At 51.6% G+C, this 16,851-nt stretch carries 12 protein-coding genes; 6 read left to right on the forward strand and 6 right to left on the reverse strand.

Annotated features, from left to right (window positions below; translation table 11 throughout):
- Both BLQ12_RS27585 and BLQ12_RS24290 read left to right on the forward strand, forming a co-directional pair.
- The coding region (locus tag BLQ12_RS27585; RefSeq protein WP_217640396.1) for a hypothetical protein at positions 1–1,337 on the forward strand (1,337 nt) is incomplete at its 5' end.
- A 19-nt stretch (positions 1,338–1,356) separates the two neighbouring features.
- Positions 1,357–1,938 (forward strand): nucleoside/nucleotide kinase family protein, encoded by a 582-nt coding sequence (locus tag BLQ12_RS24290; protein ID WP_175470048.1) that lies wholly within the window; start codon positions 1,357–1,359, stop codon positions 1,936–1,938.
- A gap of 533 nt (positions 1,939–2,471) precedes the next feature.
- Here the strand turns inward: BLQ12_RS24290 and BLQ12_RS24295 are convergent.
- The 3 genes from BLQ12_RS24295 to BLQ12_RS24305 form a co-directional block, all read right to left on the reverse strand.
- Positions 2,472–3,035, reverse strand: a complete 564-nt coding sequence (locus BLQ12_RS24295; protein ID WP_217640397.1) for a hypothetical protein — start codon at positions 3,033–3,035, stop codon at positions 2,472–2,474.
- A 100-nt stretch (positions 3,036–3,135) separates the two neighbouring features.
- Complete coding sequence (locus tag BLQ12_RS24300; RefSeq protein ID WP_092215141.1) at positions 3,136–3,531, reverse strand: toll/interleukin-1 receptor domain-containing protein; 396 nt, start codon at positions 3,529–3,531, stop codon at positions 3,136–3,138.
- A 2-nt stretch (positions 3,532–3,533) separates the two neighbouring features.
- A complete protein-coding gene (locus BLQ12_RS24305; protein WP_092215143.1) occupies positions 3,534–3,941 on the reverse strand; it encodes a toll/interleukin-1 receptor domain-containing protein in 408 nt (135 codons plus the stop codon).
- A gap of 1,292 nt (positions 3,942–5,233) precedes the next feature.
- On the opposite strand from BLQ12_RS24305, the gene BLQ12_RS24310 reads away from it, so the two are divergent.
- Positions 5,234–5,530, forward strand: coding sequence for a hypothetical protein (locus BLQ12_RS24310; RefSeq protein ID WP_092215145.1), 297 nt, complete (start codon positions 5,234–5,236; stop codon positions 5,528–5,530).
- A gap of 228 nt (positions 5,531–5,758) precedes the next feature.
- Here BLQ12_RS24310 and BLQ12_RS24315 read toward each other — a convergent pair whose 3' ends face one another.
- From BLQ12_RS24315 to BLQ12_RS24325, 3 genes are all read right to left on the reverse strand, one after another.
- Positions 5,759–6,451, reverse strand: coding sequence for a hypothetical protein (locus tag BLQ12_RS24315; protein ID WP_092215147.1), 693 nt, complete (start codon positions 6,449–6,451; stop codon positions 5,759–5,761).
- Between the two features lie 315 nt (positions 6,452–6,766).
- Positions 6,767–7,054 (reverse strand): hypothetical protein, encoded by a 288-nt coding sequence (locus BLQ12_RS24320; RefSeq protein ID WP_092215148.1) that lies wholly within the window; start codon positions 7,052–7,054, stop codon positions 6,767–6,769.
- A gap of 465 nt (positions 7,055–7,519) precedes the next feature.
- Positions 7,520–12,697: a RecQ family ATP-dependent DNA helicase gene (locus tag BLQ12_RS24325; protein WP_175470049.1), complete on the reverse strand. Its 5,178-nt coding sequence runs from the start codon at positions 12,695–12,697 to the stop codon at positions 7,520–7,522.
- 629 nt (positions 12,698–13,326) lie between these two features.
- Between BLQ12_RS24325 and BLQ12_RS24330 the strand changes: the two genes are divergently transcribed.
- From BLQ12_RS24330 to BLQ12_RS24340, 3 genes are all read left to right on the forward strand, one after another.
- The gene (locus BLQ12_RS24330; protein ID WP_092215153.1) at positions 13,327–14,991 is read left to right on the forward strand and encodes a sulfite exporter TauE/SafE family protein; all 1,665 of its coding nucleotides are present in this window, start codon (positions 13,327–13,329) and stop codon (positions 14,989–14,991) included.
- A gap of 80 nt (positions 14,992–15,071) precedes the next feature.
- Positions 15,072–15,854, forward strand: a complete 783-nt coding sequence (locus tag BLQ12_RS24335; protein ID WP_092215155.1) for a DUF169 domain-containing protein — start codon at positions 15,072–15,074, stop codon at positions 15,852–15,854.
- A gap of 211 nt (positions 15,855–16,065) precedes the next feature.
- A complete protein-coding gene (locus BLQ12_RS24340; RefSeq protein WP_092215157.1) occupies positions 16,066–16,659 on the forward strand; it encodes a hypothetical protein in 594 nt (197 codons plus the stop codon).
- The last annotated feature ends 192 nt before the right edge of the window (positions 16,660–16,851 follow it).

Genomic DNA, 16,851 nt, shown 5'->3' on the forward strand with positions numbered 1-16,851 from the left:
ATTCCAATAGATATTGGTGTCAAAAAGAAATTCAATTTGCAAAAGAGTCTAATAAGCCGATGGTTGTAGTAAACCATCTTAAAAAAAGTGAAGATAGAATTTTTCCACATTGTGTGAATGTCCCATCTGTAAGGGTCCAATCAAATAGTGAAATATCTGATGGTGAAAAGTATCGGGTGATTACAATTGCATTGCTTGAAACATTAAGACATCATTATCACACGCAATTTTTAGAAAATTATAATAGCGATTCAGTATTGATTTTAAATAGGCCTCCAGAGCTTACAGATATCCCATTACTTATAAAAAATAGTGGTGGTAAAATTGATAAAAATTTTAACGCAATTTTATATCCAGAGCCGCCTGTATATGAAAACGAATTAAAATTTTTAGTCCCTTTTGGGATTAAGGCGGAAACCCCGCTAAGCCACTATGCTCCTTTGTTGAAAGGGTCAACTATTGGTATTTCGGTTTCAGAGCCTGACAAAAAAGAAATATCGAAGATTGGACAAAGTGAAAGTCATTTAATCAATTTATCACAAACAATAGCTCGTCATTTGTTGTTTCGCCGTGCCACATTAGTGTACGGTGGAGATCTTCGATTAAGGAATAATTTCACTGAGTATTTGTGTGAAGAAGCTCTAATTGTGAAGGATTGCATAAAGGAATTTGGTCCTCTTCTCAAGAATTTTTCTGCATGGCCTATTTATAATATCACAAACGATAGAGTTATAGAGTGGAATTCACAAAACCATCAAATTGCGGAAATGATAGAAGTTGATCCCCCATCAAAAGTTCGAAGTGGTTATAATACAGATAAATTTCTTCCACCAGATAGTCCACTAAATCTTTTTGCCTGGAGCCTTTCCTTGACTAAAATGCGCAACGAGATGATTGATAAATGTGATTATCGAATTTGTGCAGGTGGTAGGTTATTTGGTTACAAGGGAAAATATCCAGGAGTTCTTGAAGAGATTTTAATTTCAATTAAATTAAAAAAGCCTCTTTATTTGATTGGTGGCTTTGGTGGTATTACATCAAGGGTCTGTGACTTTATCATTGGCGGAAATATTGCCGAAGAGCTGACTTATGATTGGCAGGTAGATCATACTTTAAGTTATAGTAAATTGAGTGAATTATTCTATAAAGATCCTTCTGAGAGTAATATTGATTATAGTGGCGTTTTAGGTGAAATAGCAACATTAGGTCTTGAAGGACTGTCGAGGGGTAACGGATTAACAGTAGATCAGAATAAGCGGCTGTTTAAAAGTGAATTTATTGATGAGGTAGTAATGCTAATTGTTAAAGGTATAGATAACTTGACTCATGGATACTAACATAAAAAAGAAGATAGTTGTGTTAGATGGAGCAGATAATACAGGGAAATCGAAACTTTCTGAGAATCTGGCTCGTGAAATAAACGCTATTGTTATCCAGCAGCCAAGTCCAAGTAACTCAGTTGGATTTTTGCGTAATGTGGTAAAAAAAGAACAAAATATTGAGCCATTTGCTCGACAATTATTACATTCCATATCTCATACTGTCGATTTTTACGAGACGATGTTGATTTCTGAAAATACCATCGTTATGGATAGGTGCTATATTTCTGCTTTGGTTTATGGAGAACTCTGCGGTTTAAATCAAAATCAATTGAATCTAATACATAATATTCACAAATCTATTTACTCAAGATTAAATAATTTGTTTGATGTTCATATTTTTATTTTGACGAAAAAACAGCCTTTTAGGACAAATGATGAGTCCATCTATGAACAAGTTCTCAATTGGCAAGACATAAATATGATCTACCAAAAATTAAGTAGAACATGTGATAAATATTTCTTTTTAGAGAATGAGAACATTGATTTGATAGATCTTGATCAATTTAATAGCATTGATAACATAGTTTCTCATATCCGTAATTGCATAAAGTTGTAGAGAGCTTTACTGAAAATTAATACAGATGTAAATCATCCACCTTTGGTGGATAACCCGGATAGGTTCTATCGATCCGCGAGAAAAGAAATATTTTTTTCCTCTGGAAAGCCCCTGATGGGAATAACTGGAAGAGGAATCAATACACGATTGGGGAAGCCTATCCCATACCCGATGTGATTACAAATATCATTTTGTAATCGTGACGAAGCACTGCCAAAAGAAGCTGGATTGCAAATTTCGAACGTAAGTTGGAGAGATGCTAAAGGCCTTGTGCCGAATAAGGGAGACTGTCAGCTCAGCTTAGGCTTTATAATTGGTTTCTTGAAGGGAAAGATCGCTGTCTCGACTAATCGTAAGGTATTAAAGACGCAACTACTTTCGGGTTTACACTTTTGGTATAGATGAAGCGACAATAAGTTAATATATCAGAGCTGGAAGTACACGACGAATAATAGGAGTTTGGTTTTCAGTAACGTTCATTAAGCCCCGTATGTGTTTTTCATAAGTTGAGGGTGCTTCCTGCGGGAGGAAATTCACTTCTCCATTTCAGTCAGATCCTCAACGCCAGCCATATCTGCCAACATCTTAGAGTATATTTTTAGAATATCTTGAAGTTCTGTTAGTTCCTTATAGAAAATTTCTTTTTTTGCGTTATCTTCAAATCCACAATCAATTGATATTTTGTGCCATTTTGCGGTAAATGGTCGGATTTTTTGGTTTAGAACAATTACAGCTAACTTTGTAAATTCAATGCATTCTTTCCCATTCTCTTTTATGATAGTGCGTGTAATTGGAAACAGAGAATAAATACTTTTCAATGCTGTTAGCTGATCACTCTCATTGGAATATGTTTTTTGTGTTGTAACACGTGTAACTAACTCAATATATAATTCCCATGCAGCTTTTCTGTCAGGATCAGATGGGTTAAAATCCATCTCCAGAAAAGGGGCTTTTATTTTTAGAGACGTCATTCCCCATTTTTTAAGCCATTGCTTCCATTTGTATTTATTCTTATTTCTATTGATTTTGCGAAGCTTCGAAACAAAATTGATTATTGAGCTTTGGGGTTTTCGGTTTTTTATTTTTTGATGTTTCATATATACTTGATCCTTATAATTAAGTAGGCTACTTTTCAATCTGTCGACTTACAAAACGGAGCGAAGCGACGCTTTTGACTATCAAGAGTATTTACCTTGTTTATTTACCATCATTTAAAGCTTTTTCAATTTTACGAGCAACTTCTTGCATTGATTGATTTCTGGCATCAATATACATGAAACCCATTAGCCACTCGGGTAGATTAAGTTCTGTATGCGTAGATCCAGTAATAATTGCAATTATCTGTTTTTCCATAGCATAGGCTGCACCAATTTCAAATTGAACCCATTTGCTTTTTATTGAGCTCTGAGATACTAAAACAATAAGTGCACTGGCTTGATGTAGTGATTCTTTTACCTTGGCAGATATTGCATCGCCTGCTGTAATATCAGATTGGTCAAGCAATCCAGCAACTTCAATACCTTCTAGCTCCGTATGCAAACTTGATGCTATTTCTAAATCGGATAAGGAATATGAAATAAATACTTTATTCATTGTTAGACCTCTTTTATCCGCAAATGAAGTTCTTTAATATACGAGTTAAGGTCATTTATGTTTATAATGTTAATATCTTCCAAAATCGCTTTGCCTTGTCCAGTTTCTTCTAAATCGTTAACACTCATCCCATAAAATACTGCAATAATCGGTATTTCTCTATTCCAGGCGGCACCAATCTCTATCCAAACCCAAGATCGCAACGATGACCAAGGGGTAAAAATTGCTAATAGTTCTTGGCTTTCTTTGATCTCTTTACGAATAACCTTTTTATAGTCAGAGCAACCTTTTGGAATGTTGGTCTCATCTAAAAAAGTATTAGCCCCAGCTTCTCTAATTTCTTTTGATATTTGACCAGCCAACCAAAGATCTTTACTGCCATGAGATACGAATATTTTGTAATTCTCCATGACTTCCTTTATATTTTGATTCGACTAACAAGTGTTGATGCTCAAATTTATAGCATAAATAGTCTCTCTTAGAGATTAATGATTAAAATAAATAGTAACTATTTTATGGCTCATTTGTGGCATGTAGCCTGTATATTGTAGGTGAGGTAACGCTTTACCTTTTAGGTACCTCTATGGAAAGTTATTTTGATGCTCACACATCTAATTTACGTTTGGAGCTGAAAGTTACTTCAAATCGCCTGTTCGATACCTTTTAATTCATACGCCTGAAATATCGGCTTTTCAATTTAAAAAACTTATATTGCCTCAGAAAGAATTTTGTCCAGTTTATGTAAATCCCAGAATTGGGTTCTTCATCATGCATAGAAGTTTAAGGAAATACCTCTTCCAGAGCTGGCCTTCCTCAACGAATTTTATACACATGACTGACCCAATAGGTAACGCTTAATTTTACGAATACGATGGAGGTATTTCGGTCAGAATAGGTAGATTAGGAACGATGCCGGTCCACGTAGAATCGATTCTGTTATTCGTATTTCTACAAGCTTCGAAATGAATAACCCGCAGATTTAACGATAAAAACTATTGACACATCAAAAAGATGAAATTAGGGTGGGACGTAATCACTAGTGATTGCGGAGATCATGGAGTTCAAGAAGCAGCCCGACAGGATGTGCGACCATCCTGCCAGGCCTGACCAGAGCAACCTTCAAAGGAGGTCGTCATGGCTAAGCGGTTTTTTACATCACGCCCCGATCCATTTCAAGACGTTTTTTCCTCGCAACGCGGTAATCCGCGGCCCTTCTACCAACGCTATTGCCGTTTCAAATGGCCCATGAACACACGCATTTTTGCCTGACGGGCTGAATAACGCCCTTCGGGATTCCTGCGTGGTGACGGACAGCCCTGTCCCTTGTGGTCGTGGCCAGTTTATCTCCTTTTTTATTTCCCGAAGGTGCGTCCTTATTCTGCCCGTTTCAGGCTCGGTTTCAGGGTGGTTTTCTGCTCGGTTTGAGTGAAGGTCGCCCTGTAAAAAAAATGCCTCTCGTGGATCGCTGATCAGTATTTCGCACGGTTTTATCCGGGCAAGGCACCACTGGTGCCCTTTTCTCAGCCTGCCTTGCCCGGGCACGAGAGTGTTGCGGTGCGCCTTTGCCTCTTCTGCATGTTTGGGCGATACGGCGTGCCGTGGCGTGAGGAGGGAAGGGGGGAAAGGACTGGGGGAGGCCCGCCCGAGCTTCTCCCAGATCCTTCTCTATGCTTCATGTGCAACCCGGACAAAGGAGATCACCATGGCCTCTTTGGATACCCAGACCGGCCCCGGCATGTTTGCAGGGTCGGAAATATCAGAGCTTTGCGACTCCATCAAAGATGTTCACAGGCTTTTGTCTTCAGTGGGGGCTTTTTACATCGAGTTGGAACAGGCCGAGGCACCGGGCGGCAACGGCCTTCAGATCGATTTTAAAAAGTGGGGGATCCGAACCATCACCGAGGATTTGCTGGCCCGGCAGTATGAAAAAATTGATCGGATCATGGCCATTTATAAAGAGGAGCAGGAGAAGATGAAGGGGGTGAATGTGGGGATGTGAGTTGTTTTTTTGCGTTTCGGCAGATGAATAACACCGGGATTTTTCCGTGATTCGCGGTGCGCCCGGCGCACCCTACGCGGTATCGTGACCTGAGATGATTATAGTTGGGGGCGTAGGGTGCGGCTCCCGCACCGATATGCGTAACGCGAGCCGCTGGTTTTGCGGGGGCTAATTGTCGTTGCGGCTTTTCGAGTTATGAAAAACACCGGTGGGCAGCGATCCTCCCTGTCATTGAATAGTAGAAAGGATGATGTCAGGCGTGTTGTCGTGTGTGTGGAACCCCATGGTCAGGAATTTATTTTCGGGAAGCTGCTTGTGAAAAAAGGCAACGTGCTCAGTCAATCGCGGGTACTCTTTTTTGAACATTCTGGCGTAGGCCGTGAACCTGTCTCCTTTGATAATTTTTATGCGCTGAGTGTCTTCAAAGAGCATCCCTTTTGCATGGATCATCCAGAGATCGCCTGTGGGGGTTGTTCCATCGATTACGTCGGGGGTGAGGGTGAAGACTTTGTTGTGGAACTCTTCGGCGGTGGAGAACGCAGAGAAAAAATCCTTGGATTTTTCCCTTGCTGCTTTAGAATTTGTAATGATCTTTTCATCGTTGATGGCCAAGAAGAACATCTCATTCTTATCGTTTTTTGAGTGATAATAAATTGTTTTTCTTGAAATGTTTTGGGACGATTTCACGTAGTGATCCGGAATACATGCCGACAGACCGAAAAATTCAATCCGGGTCACGGATTCTTTCAGATCGCTTTTCGACTTCACGGATACAATATCGGCCTTATAAAAATACTCTGGGTAGACCCACTGGAAGGGTGAGGATCGGTAATGTGAGAAATCTGAAAGGGTGCCATCCAGAGCAAAGGCACAGGTGGCACATAAAGGGATGAGGCATAGGACCAGAAAACATTTTTTCATGGGGGATCTCCGTATAGGCGTGTACCTGTTAACGTTGGCATGCTCCCAACTCGATTTGAATGGCATGTTTCCATTGCCATAGACGAACCGTTTCACAAGAACTGAATACCAAATCTTTATTCATGCCGTAGCGTTGATTCATTACGGTGAATACGTAGCCTGCGACCCACCCGTAACCAGGTCTGGAGTTAACCCGGATATTTCATGAGAAAACGGTCAGCCTGAAGTAATGAAAATTATTTCAAATATTTATTGATAGGAATTTAGATAGTTCAAAAACACAAAATGTAATTCCCGGTTACCTGCTCGATTTTCTCACCCTTCGGGCGAGCCGAGTGCACCCATCTTCTGCGTTATCAGAGCCTTGAGGTAAACCACTACATCTTCAGCTCTGATGCCTTGAATATGGGCGCACTCGACTCGTGAAATATTCGGGCTAAGGGGCCTCGGGACGTGTTTCATGGCGTGCGAACAGGAATGGATAGAGGCGAGAGCTTCGGCAAGGGTGTCTCCTGCCTGATCACACCAAGCATTTGCATCTGTTTTTTCCCCTGTGAGCATTTCCCAGATTTGAGCACATTTTTCTTTTTCTTCAAAAGTCATAGATGTGGATTCCTGTTTGTTAGGAATTGCTTTTCTAAGGCTATGTGTGTTTGGTTTTTGTTGGTAAATTTAATGATTGCGGGGAGGTAATTGGCGAGGCGTTATTGATAGATACTCTGTGTGATGCTCGTTGTCAAATTCATTATAGAGTCATGAGGATTGGCCGGTATGCCGAGAAAAGGGTGTGGTAGTGGGTATTCGGTACGGTGAATGTGTGGTGTGGTCGGTTTGAACGATGAGGGGGGATGGAGATGGTGCACGGAGTGCACCCTACGGGGTGACGCTTGATTGCTGGTTTAGAGGGGACGATTGGTGGGGGGAATCGTTACGCTTGATGGGCACGGCGCCAAGGGTTTTGTCGCTCGTGAGGGTGTCGGTTTGCCTTTGCCCATCCTACGGGTGACGCGGGTATGAAGGGTTTCGTTATGGATTTTGTCCTTTGCCCTTAGCCATTCGGCCTATTATCTAATTTGCCATTCTGAAAATGACTTCACAAATGGGAATCTCCCATGCCTCGCATTTTAGTTTCTGAGCAAACGAGGGCTCAATGACGTCTTCGCGGGTGCGGCGGACCATGGCCACCACGGTGAGGGATTGGATGGCGGGAATGAGGGGGAGCCAGCGGGTTGCGCCTTCGGCCGAGAGGCGGGCGAGGATTTCTTGCCCTTTCCAGAGACCGGTGACGCCTTTGTGGTGGGCAAGGGTGAGGGCGTCGCCCACGGAGAGGGCTTCCAGGGTTTGGTGGATGGGGGCCTGGGCGATTCGTTGTCCGGCGAAATCGAGGAAAAGCTGGTCCATGCCCAGGAGGTGGTAGCGCAGGTTGGGGAGAAGGGGGGCTGTGGGGGCGATGCTCGTCAGGTGGGGGGCTTGGGTTACGGGGGCGATGTGGGGATTTTCGCTTCCTGCCAACGTAAAGAGTGTCAGGGTCTCCATGGCGCGGGTCATGGCCACGTAGTAGAGGCGGCGCTCTTCTTCGAGATCGGCGGGGCGGTTCGGCCAGCCGCCGTCCAGGACAAAGACGTGCTTGAACTCAAGGCCCTTGGCCCCGTGGGCGGTGCTCAGGAAAATCCCCTTGCCGCTGCGTTTGTCCCGGCGCTCCTCACGGGCTGCGGTGTGGAGAAAGTCGATGAGGTAACCGGCCTGCTGGCTGGCCCCTGCGGTCTGGGCATCCCAGGCGCTTAACGTTTCGATGAGGAATCGGGACCCGAGGCTCTCCGGGGCGAGGAGGCCTTCCTTTTTCAGGTGCTCGGCCAGGGCCGTGGCCGTGAACCGTTCGGTTTTGTGGGCTTTCAGCCAGGCGGCGGCGCGGCGGAATTCCCGGGTGCGGGTGATGGAAAAGCCGGTGCCGCCGGACAGGGAAAGGGAGACGGGAAGGGGCGTGGTTTTTTCTTCTGGTGCGGGGGTGCCCAAGGCGGTGCGCACCAGGGAGAGGGGGGCGTGGTCCATGCCCGTGCGGGCAAAGACGGCGATATCCGAAGGCGTGGTGTCCGGGTCCAGGGCGAGGATGCGCCGGATCTCTGCGGCCACGAACCGGGCCTGGTCCGAGAGGTTTTTTGCCTGCACCATGCGGACGTGGCCCTGGGTTTCGGGGTCGAGGGCCTCCCAGCGGCCCCCTTTGGGTGCGTCTTTCCGGGATGCGTCCACGGTGATGGGGACCTCGGTTTTCATGCGGCCATGGTTTTCGTTGATGAGGGCGTTGGCGGCCTCGATGATGCGGACTGTGGAGCGGTAGTTCTCCACCAAGTGGCTTGTTTCCGCCTGGTAGTCGCTCTGGAACTCTTTGATGTAGGCCACGCTGGCGTCCCGGAACCCGTAGATGGCCTGGTCGTCGTCTCCCACGGCAAAGAGGGACAGTTTGCCTTCGCCCTCCTTTTTGTTCTTTCCTGCCAATGCGGCCACCAGCTTGTACTGGCGGCCGTCGATGTCCTGATACTCATCCACCAGAATATGCTCGATGCCGCCCAGCAGGCGCTCCCGTTGGGTGTCCGCCTCAATGCCTTCGGGGCCTACGCCTCCTTCCAGCATGGCCACGGCCTCGTCGATGACCCCTTCCAGGGTCTGGCTGAGGCTTTCCCCTTTGCCTTCCGGGCTTCTGCCGGTGATGGCAAGGGCCAGGGCGTGGTAGGTCATCACCGAGATGCCCCGGGCCTGGTCTTCCACCAGGTCCCGGAGCCGTTTTCTCAGCTCCACGGCCGTGGCGTGGTTGAAGCAGAGAACAAGGATGGACTGGGGGCGGACCCGTTGGACTTTGACCAGGTGGGCGCAGCGGTGGACGATGGTGCGGGTTTTACCGGAGCCGGGGCCTGCCAGGACCAGGCGGCTTTCGTCTGCAGGCGCCCTGACAATGGCTTCCTGGGCCGGGTTGTGCAGGGCCTCGACAATGCGCTTGAACGAGGCCTCCCCCGTGGCCAGGGCCAGGAACTCCTCTTTGCCGGGGAAGTAGCGGTTGATAAAGGCCCGCTTGCCCAGGGTGAAGTAGGCCACCACCAGGTTCAGGGCGCGGCTCATCTTCTCCAGGCCCTGACGGGCGAACTCGTTCATCACGTGGACCTGGAAGGTGCGCTGGCCGTAGTGGTTCAGCAAGGGCTCAAAGTCTTTGTTGGCGTATTTTCGTCCCTTGGACGCCTCGGTGAGGCGAAGGGTCATGGCCTGGCGAAAGACGGAGAGCCCTTTTTGCAGGGTGATCACCTCCTGCTCGTGGAGGAAGAGAAGCCCCCGGTCCATGGCGGCGAGCATTTTCTCCTCTTGCACATGGAGGTTGAGGTTCCGGCGCATGGCGTCGGCCATGTCGATGCTGGTGAACGAGGCCAGAAGGGCTCCCTGGGGCGCCTTTGCTCCGCCCACGGCCTCTGAGATCGCCTCCAGAAGGGTGTAGGCCAGGTTGTGGCGGCGCTCCATGATGGTGGCGATGGCGTTCCATTCCCGGTTGAGGCGCAGGCTGAAAAGATTCTGGTACCGGTGGCGGATGTCCAGGCTTGCGCCCCCTTTTTCGCCCCGGCCGTCCATGCTGAGGCCCTTGATAAGGGATTGGATCAGGCCCGCCTTGGCCTCTTCGTGGCCGTCGGCCACCATCTTGCGGCAGAGATGGGTGATGGAAAGGGGCAGCCAGTCGTCCCCTTTTCCCTCGGAGTGCTCTTCCATGAGGGTCTTGAGCATGGCTTTTTCCAGGGCGCACCGGGCGTCCAGGGTGGCCTTGGACCGGTGCTGGCCTTTCACCGTGACCCAGGCGGTCATGGTGGCCCCTTTGGTGAGAAGGCCCGCTTCGGCCATCTGGTGGATCAGGGAAAGAACGCTGCGGGAATCGCTGAACATCTGTTTGTTGATTCCGGCGATGCTCCCCAACCCTTCGGCGATGCCGTCGGTGCTGAGGCCCTGGTCCGGGTCGGCGGTTGCAAACATGGCAAGGACCGCCTCCCAGAGGCGGCGGGTGGTCGCGGGCAGGTTGAGGCGATCCAGGTGGGCGGCGGTCTCCTCATCGCTTGCGTGCACGGGCTTGCCGTTGAAGACCGAGGTGCGGTTTTCGTTTCTCTGCACATAGCCCGACCGCTCCAGCCAGGAGATGGCCGCCTTCACCAGGGTGTCTCCCCGGTCCCCGGCGCTGTCGGAAAAGGAGAACTCCACGTTGTGGCGGCGCAGGAGCTCCCCCGTGGTCATCACCATCTCGCCGTCTGCCCCCTTTTTGGCGCTTGCCACCCGCAGCTCTTTCAAGATCTTGGTCATGTCGCTTTTGGTGAGTTCGGACAGGGCGTTGAACCCGAACTGGGTCTCGATGTCCTTGTCTGCGTAGAGCAGCACGCAGTGGGCTTTTTCCTGGTCCCGTCCGGCCCGGCCCGCCTCCTGGAGGTAGTTCTCTAAGGAGCCGGGGATGTCCGCGTGGATTACCAGGCGCACGTTGTCCTTGTCGATGCCCATACCAAAGGCGTTGGTGGCGGCGATGACCGGGGTTTCTCCGCTGGTAAACCGGTTCTGCACCTCTTTTTTCTCCGGGGCGGGCAGGGCCCCGTGGAAGGCGTCGGCCCGCCATCCGGCGGCGTTTAGCGCTTCGGCAAAGGCCAGGGTCCGCTTTCGCGTGGCGCAGTAGATGATGGCCGCCCCCTTTGGTGGAGAGCCCAGGTGGGTCTCCAGGAGGTGGAGGATGGCCTCCTCTTTTTCCGCCTCGGTGACCATCTGGATGTCAAAGGTGAGGTTTTCCCGCTCCACGCCCCCCTCAAACAGGGAGAGGGTGACATCCAGCTCGGTCTTGAAATGGTCTGTGAGCTCTTTGATCACCTCTTTTTTGGCCGTTGCCGTGTAGCAGGTGACCTGGGGCGGGTTTTCGCCCTGGTGATTCTCCCGGATAAAGCGCGAGGCGTAGAGGTAGTCGGGCCGGAAGTCGTGGCCCCACTTGGAGAGGCAGTGTGCCTCGTCAAAGATCCAGCAGTCGATCTCCCGGGTGGCAAGGGTGTTTACCACGGATGGGTTCCGCAGCTGCTCCGGTGAGAGATAAAGGAGACCGATCTCCCCCATGCGCACCGCCTCCATCATGGCCCCGCGCTCCTGGGGGGTGAGCATGCCGTAGATGGCCCCCACCGCTTCGGTGCCCAGGCGCTCCTTGAGGTTGTCCACCTGGTCCTTCATCAAAGCCTGCAGGGGAGAGAGGATGACGGAGAGGACGCCCCGCCTCTGGTACCGCACCAGGGCCGGGAGCTGATAGCAAAGGGATTTCCCGCCCCCCGTGGGCAGGATGCCGAGCAGAGACTCCCCCTGCATGGCGGCCAGTACCAGGTCGTGCTGAAGGGGCCGCCCGTCGGGCAGGGGACGGAAGTCGGAAAACCCGAAATATTTTTCAAGCTGGGTGCGGGGGTTGTGCACGGCATCGCAGTAAGGACAATTTTCCTTACCACAGGGCGTCTCCCGGAGTTCGCTGAGGATGTTTTTGACCCCGGGGTAGCTGTGGCGGACCCAGGAGGGTAGCACCGAGTTGCCCTCGGCCACCGTGAGCCACGCCAGGGCATAAGCGGCGCAGAGCCAGAAGTCGGGCATGGACGAGAGCCCTTGGAGCCACCCTTGCCCATGGGGGCAGACCCGCCCTTCGGCCACGGAGAAGAGAAGTTCTAAAGCCTCGGTGTCCGAGAGGTTTGCCTCCACCGCATCGCTGCCGAAGAGGGCGGCCATGGTGTTGTGATGGCCTCCGGCGCGGGCAAAGGCGTGGGCGTAAAATCCGGGGAGAAGGATGTTGCCTTCCCCCATGTGCCCGAAGCTCTCCAGTTCATCGGCCAGCAGGTTGGCCGAAAGACGGGCGTCGGCAACGGGGTTGTTGCGGCTGGCCGAAACGAGTTTGTAGTCCTTCACCAGTCGGTGGTACGGGTTTTCGGGAAAAGCCAGGGGGGAGAGGATCAGGGTGTCGATGACTGGCAGGGCAAAAAGGGAAAGTTTTTCGTTTTTGCATTGAAGCAGGGGCAGGTCGTGGCGGCAGATGTTGTGGCCGGCAAGGGCCGAAGCTCCCCGGCAGAAATCGTCCAGCTCGGCGAGAACGCCGGGCATGGCAGCGCCGGTCTTGGAGAAGACAGCATCCCCCCGCACCGCCCCCACATCGAGAATGGTCCCGTCCGGGTGGGCTTCCAGGTCAAGATAGACAACGTCGCTCAGAAGAAGATCGCTCATGGGGTTGCCGCTTTCATATGTATATAAGGTTTCGCACCGGTTGGCGTAACGCGAACCACCGGCCTTTCGTCCATGCAACCCCGTTTCGGGGCTCCGATTGATCAAAACCACCGGACCTTTCGGGGTTTCGCGGTGCGCACGGCGCACCCAACGAAGTGGCATCTCGTTGGGGCGGCGCGTAGGGTGCGGCCCCCGCACCGATTGGCGTATCGCAAGCATCCGGCCCCGCGCCAATTCAAAACCACTTCGAGTTCCGCCCTTAGACCTTAACCTATCCCCTCTTACCCATTTCCTATCTCCTGCTTTATTACGCTTCCCTCCAAAGATCAACATGTCAGCTTTTTGTTACCGGAAGGGTGCAGCTGCATAAAGAAAAATGCGCCATGTTTTTATGGCACCGCATCCAAAAGCTTGCGATATCAGCGGTATGTTCCCGCTGGGTTGAAATAGAATCATCAGTTGAACTGATTAAGATGATAAGGAAAAAGGTAAAAAAACGGTGCTCCGTCCTTTTTTGGCACGCAGTTTGTAATACCGAGCACCAAGAGAATAAATGAAGATCATCAATTAAATTTGATGAACCACTGTTGTTTAATAAAGCGTTTTATTCGTGTTTGGAGGATGTTGCGATGCGTGTTAAGGGACGAATTCTAATGATGGCCGTGCTGACCGGCTTGATGCTTATGTGGTGCGCAACCTCGTTTGCGGCGCCGGAGGTAACCATTGAAACCCCGACTCCCAAGGCCGGGGACACCCTGGAAGTGAAGGGTAAGATCGCCCCAGGTGAAGACCTCTACCTGGTGGTGAGCTCTTCCGAGCTGTTCAAGGCCGAGGACTCCATCGGCTCCCAGGAAGCGGCCAAGCTTGGCAAAAAATTCGGCGACACCGAGATTCCCCCGGTGTTCTATGCCGTAACCAGCAACCCCGCAGCCCTGGCCACCCCCAAGGTGGTCTCCAAGGGCAAGTGGGTAGCCCCTTTTAAATGGGACATCGAGGTTAACAAGATCAACGCCTGGGAGACCATTCCCGAGGACGTAAAGGGCAAGCTCGGGGCCGTGAAGACTTCCGATCAGTGGAAGTTCCTCACCTTCACCCACGAGAACAAGTTCGGGATCAACACCGTCTCCAAAGAGCGCCCCATCGGCGGCGGCAACGCCCGCATGGTCATGGGTGGCGACACCTCCAAGAGCTGGAACAAAGACGTGGCTGTAGCCCTGGACAAGGCCACCGGCGAGTTTACCGCCTCCTTTAAAGTGAGCAAGCGTATCGCCCCGGAGACCTCCCTGGACGTTTTCGTCAACGGCGAGAAAGCCGGTGACGTCTCCGTTCAGAAGCGCGGCTTTTACTTCCGCATCGGCGGCACTTACATGAACCCCCTGGTTGTGTTCTTAGGGGCCCTTGTCATCGGGTGCATGTTCGTCATCGTAGGGGCCGCAGGTGGCCTGTTCACCGCAGCCTTCCAGATCACCGTCATCGGGACCCAGGGCATGGTGGGTGTCAACGCCGCCAACGCCGTGAAGCCCACCAACCTCTTTCTCACCCTCTGCTCTCCCATTACCGGGGTCTACTCCTACTTTAAAGAGGGGCGTTTTGCCTGGCCCGTGGCCCTTTTCTTCGTCACCGGTATTTTGCTGGGTGCCTTCTGGATCGGTCCCACATACTCTGCCAAGTACCTTCCCATGAAGGCGTACAAGTTCTACCTGGGCTTCTTCTGCCTCGTTCTGTTCATCAAGCTCTGGTACGAATCAACCCAGAAATCCATCAACAAAAACAAGGCCGTTAAAGCCATCGTCAAGAAGTTCGACATGGAAATGGCCGCTGCCAAGAAAGAGGGCCGTGCCGCTGAAATGGGCAAGGTCGCCCTGGAAAAAGGGTGGCATGCCACCAACATCAGCTTTACTTTCTGGGGGGAAGCCTTCCGCGCCAACCCCGTGGCTCTTTTCTTCGGCGGTATCCTCATCGGCTGCATCGCCTCGGCCTTCGGTGTGGGCGGCGGGTTCATGCTCGTGCCCTTCATGACCACCGTCATGGGCTATCCCATGTACCTGGCCGTTCCCATCTCCCTGTGCGGCACCTTCGGAACCTCCGTGGGCGGCATCTCCCGCTACATCCTTTCCGGTTACTCTCCGGACTGGATCATGGCGGCCCTCATTGCCGTTGGGGCCATCATGGGCGGCAAGATCGGGCCCAAGATTCAGAAGAAACTGCCGGAAATCTTTTTGAAACGCGCTCTGGCATTGATTCTTCTCATCGTATTTCTTAAGTATACCAATGCGATTCCCTTCCTCCGGTAGGTAAGGGCGGCTCTCTTAAAAAAATATAACCACACGGCCCCCGGCACGTTGGGGGCCTTAAGTCATCACGAGGTTTTGCCATGAACTATACAGAAGCCCACAACGCCTTTATCTGGAACTTTCGCCTGGATTACGACCCCGTCGGCATTCGCTACATCTTTGACGAAGACGAGATTGAAAGCCTTCCCGTGACCCATAAATCCAAGGCCAAGATCTCCTACTGCATGTACCTGGCCGCAGCCCGCTCCGCGCGCCACAGCCTCTTCATGCCCCCGGATCGCCTCCAGTGCAAAAACGCCCAGCCGGTTTTCGGCTTTCGCGACCTCACACGTGAGGTGGACGGCAAGAACCACGAGAAATATCTCCTCGACCCGGATCTTTCCTGGCAGGCTCCCCAGGAGAAGGCCAGGCTCGACGTGGGTGCCTGCAAGGGCATCTTCATGGCGCCCCTGGACAAATTCGACGAGGCGGGCCTTGAGCCCCACGTGGTCTTTATGATGGTGGTACCCTTCCAGGCCTACCATATCATGAACGATTACATGGGCGGCACCGGCAAGTGCAACCTGCCCCTGTTCTGCACCCCCAACTCCGCGGTGTGCTCGGGCAGTGTCTACGCCTACAAGAACAACACCCTGAACATGACCACCATGTGCGCGGGCTCCAAGGCTTCCGGTAAGACCGAGATGAACTACATGAACGTCTTTGTCCCCGGCAACCAGATTCTGGACACCGCGGCTCAGCTCCAAAAACGCATCGAAACCACCGGCGGCCCCTCCCTTCTCGGCAAGGGTGGTCAGGCCTGGCCGGGCCTCGATGTCTGCTCGGGCTGCCCCATGGTCAAGTTTGAAGAGGTTGAGAAGTAAGCTCGGAAAAGAAGGACTCCGCCACGCATCAGGCTCGGTTGCGAGACGAGTCGCCCGTCGACTCGTCTCGCATCGGAATGCCATCGGCATGCAAAATGGAGCGCCGCACTCCCGTGCGGCTTTTTTCGTTTCCAGGCAGAGCCTGGCTGCGAGTGTGCCTTCCGGGATATCGGGGTAACCCCGCTTTCCGGAAGCAAGGTTTGAGGTGTTTATGGATGCATTGAACGACATACTGGACCTGGCCGCCGACTGGATCTTTGGCGGGGTGGTGATCCCCCTGATGAAGGCCCTGGCCTCTCTCATCAGCCTCTGTTTTGCTCCCCTGTCAGGGGCCTCGCCCGCCCTGCAGGTGTGCGTGGCGGCCCTGGTAGGGGCCCTGCTCTCCATGGGCCTTACCCGCATGAGAAAGGGCAAGGCAGGCACGACTGCCGCAAAGCGGTTCAAAGAGCGCCTCTCCGCAAAGCAGCAGGCCCGGGAGATTGATGACAAAACAGTGCGAAGTGCGGTATACAAGGGGTTGGACCGTGAAGCCGACGAAGCCTATGAACACCTGATGCTCGACAAGTTTTTCGAGATGGGGATCACCTACCTTTTTCCCATGTTCCTCTTTCTGCTCTGGGTCGAATACCACGCCTTTACGCCGGACCACCTGGAAGCGCTGACCGGAAGCCGCGGGCTCATGCTGCCGGGCATTTCCCAGGCCATCGGGGCCGGGGCGCTTTACCTGTACCTCTACAACGTGACGTTGATTACCACGGCGTTGGGGCGGTGGGGGGTGAAGAAGGTGAAAGGCAATAAGGGCTAAAGGGGAAAGGCTAAAGGCAAAAGGCTAAAGGCAAAAGGCTAAAGGCAAAAGGCTAAGGGCTAAAGGTGAAATTTTGTAGGATGGGCAAAGGTGGTGCCGTGCCCATCGGGCACGGGAATAACCGGCCACGGCGGGAGGCCGGAATCGGCTTGCCGGAATGTAACATATCATCACCGCTTCGGGCCTCCCGGT

Source organism: Desulfoluna spongiiphila (assembly GCF_900101345.1).
GTDB classification, from domain to species: Bacteria; Desulfobacterota; Desulfobacteria; order Desulfobacterales; family Desulfolunaceae; genus Desulfoluna; species Desulfoluna spongiiphila.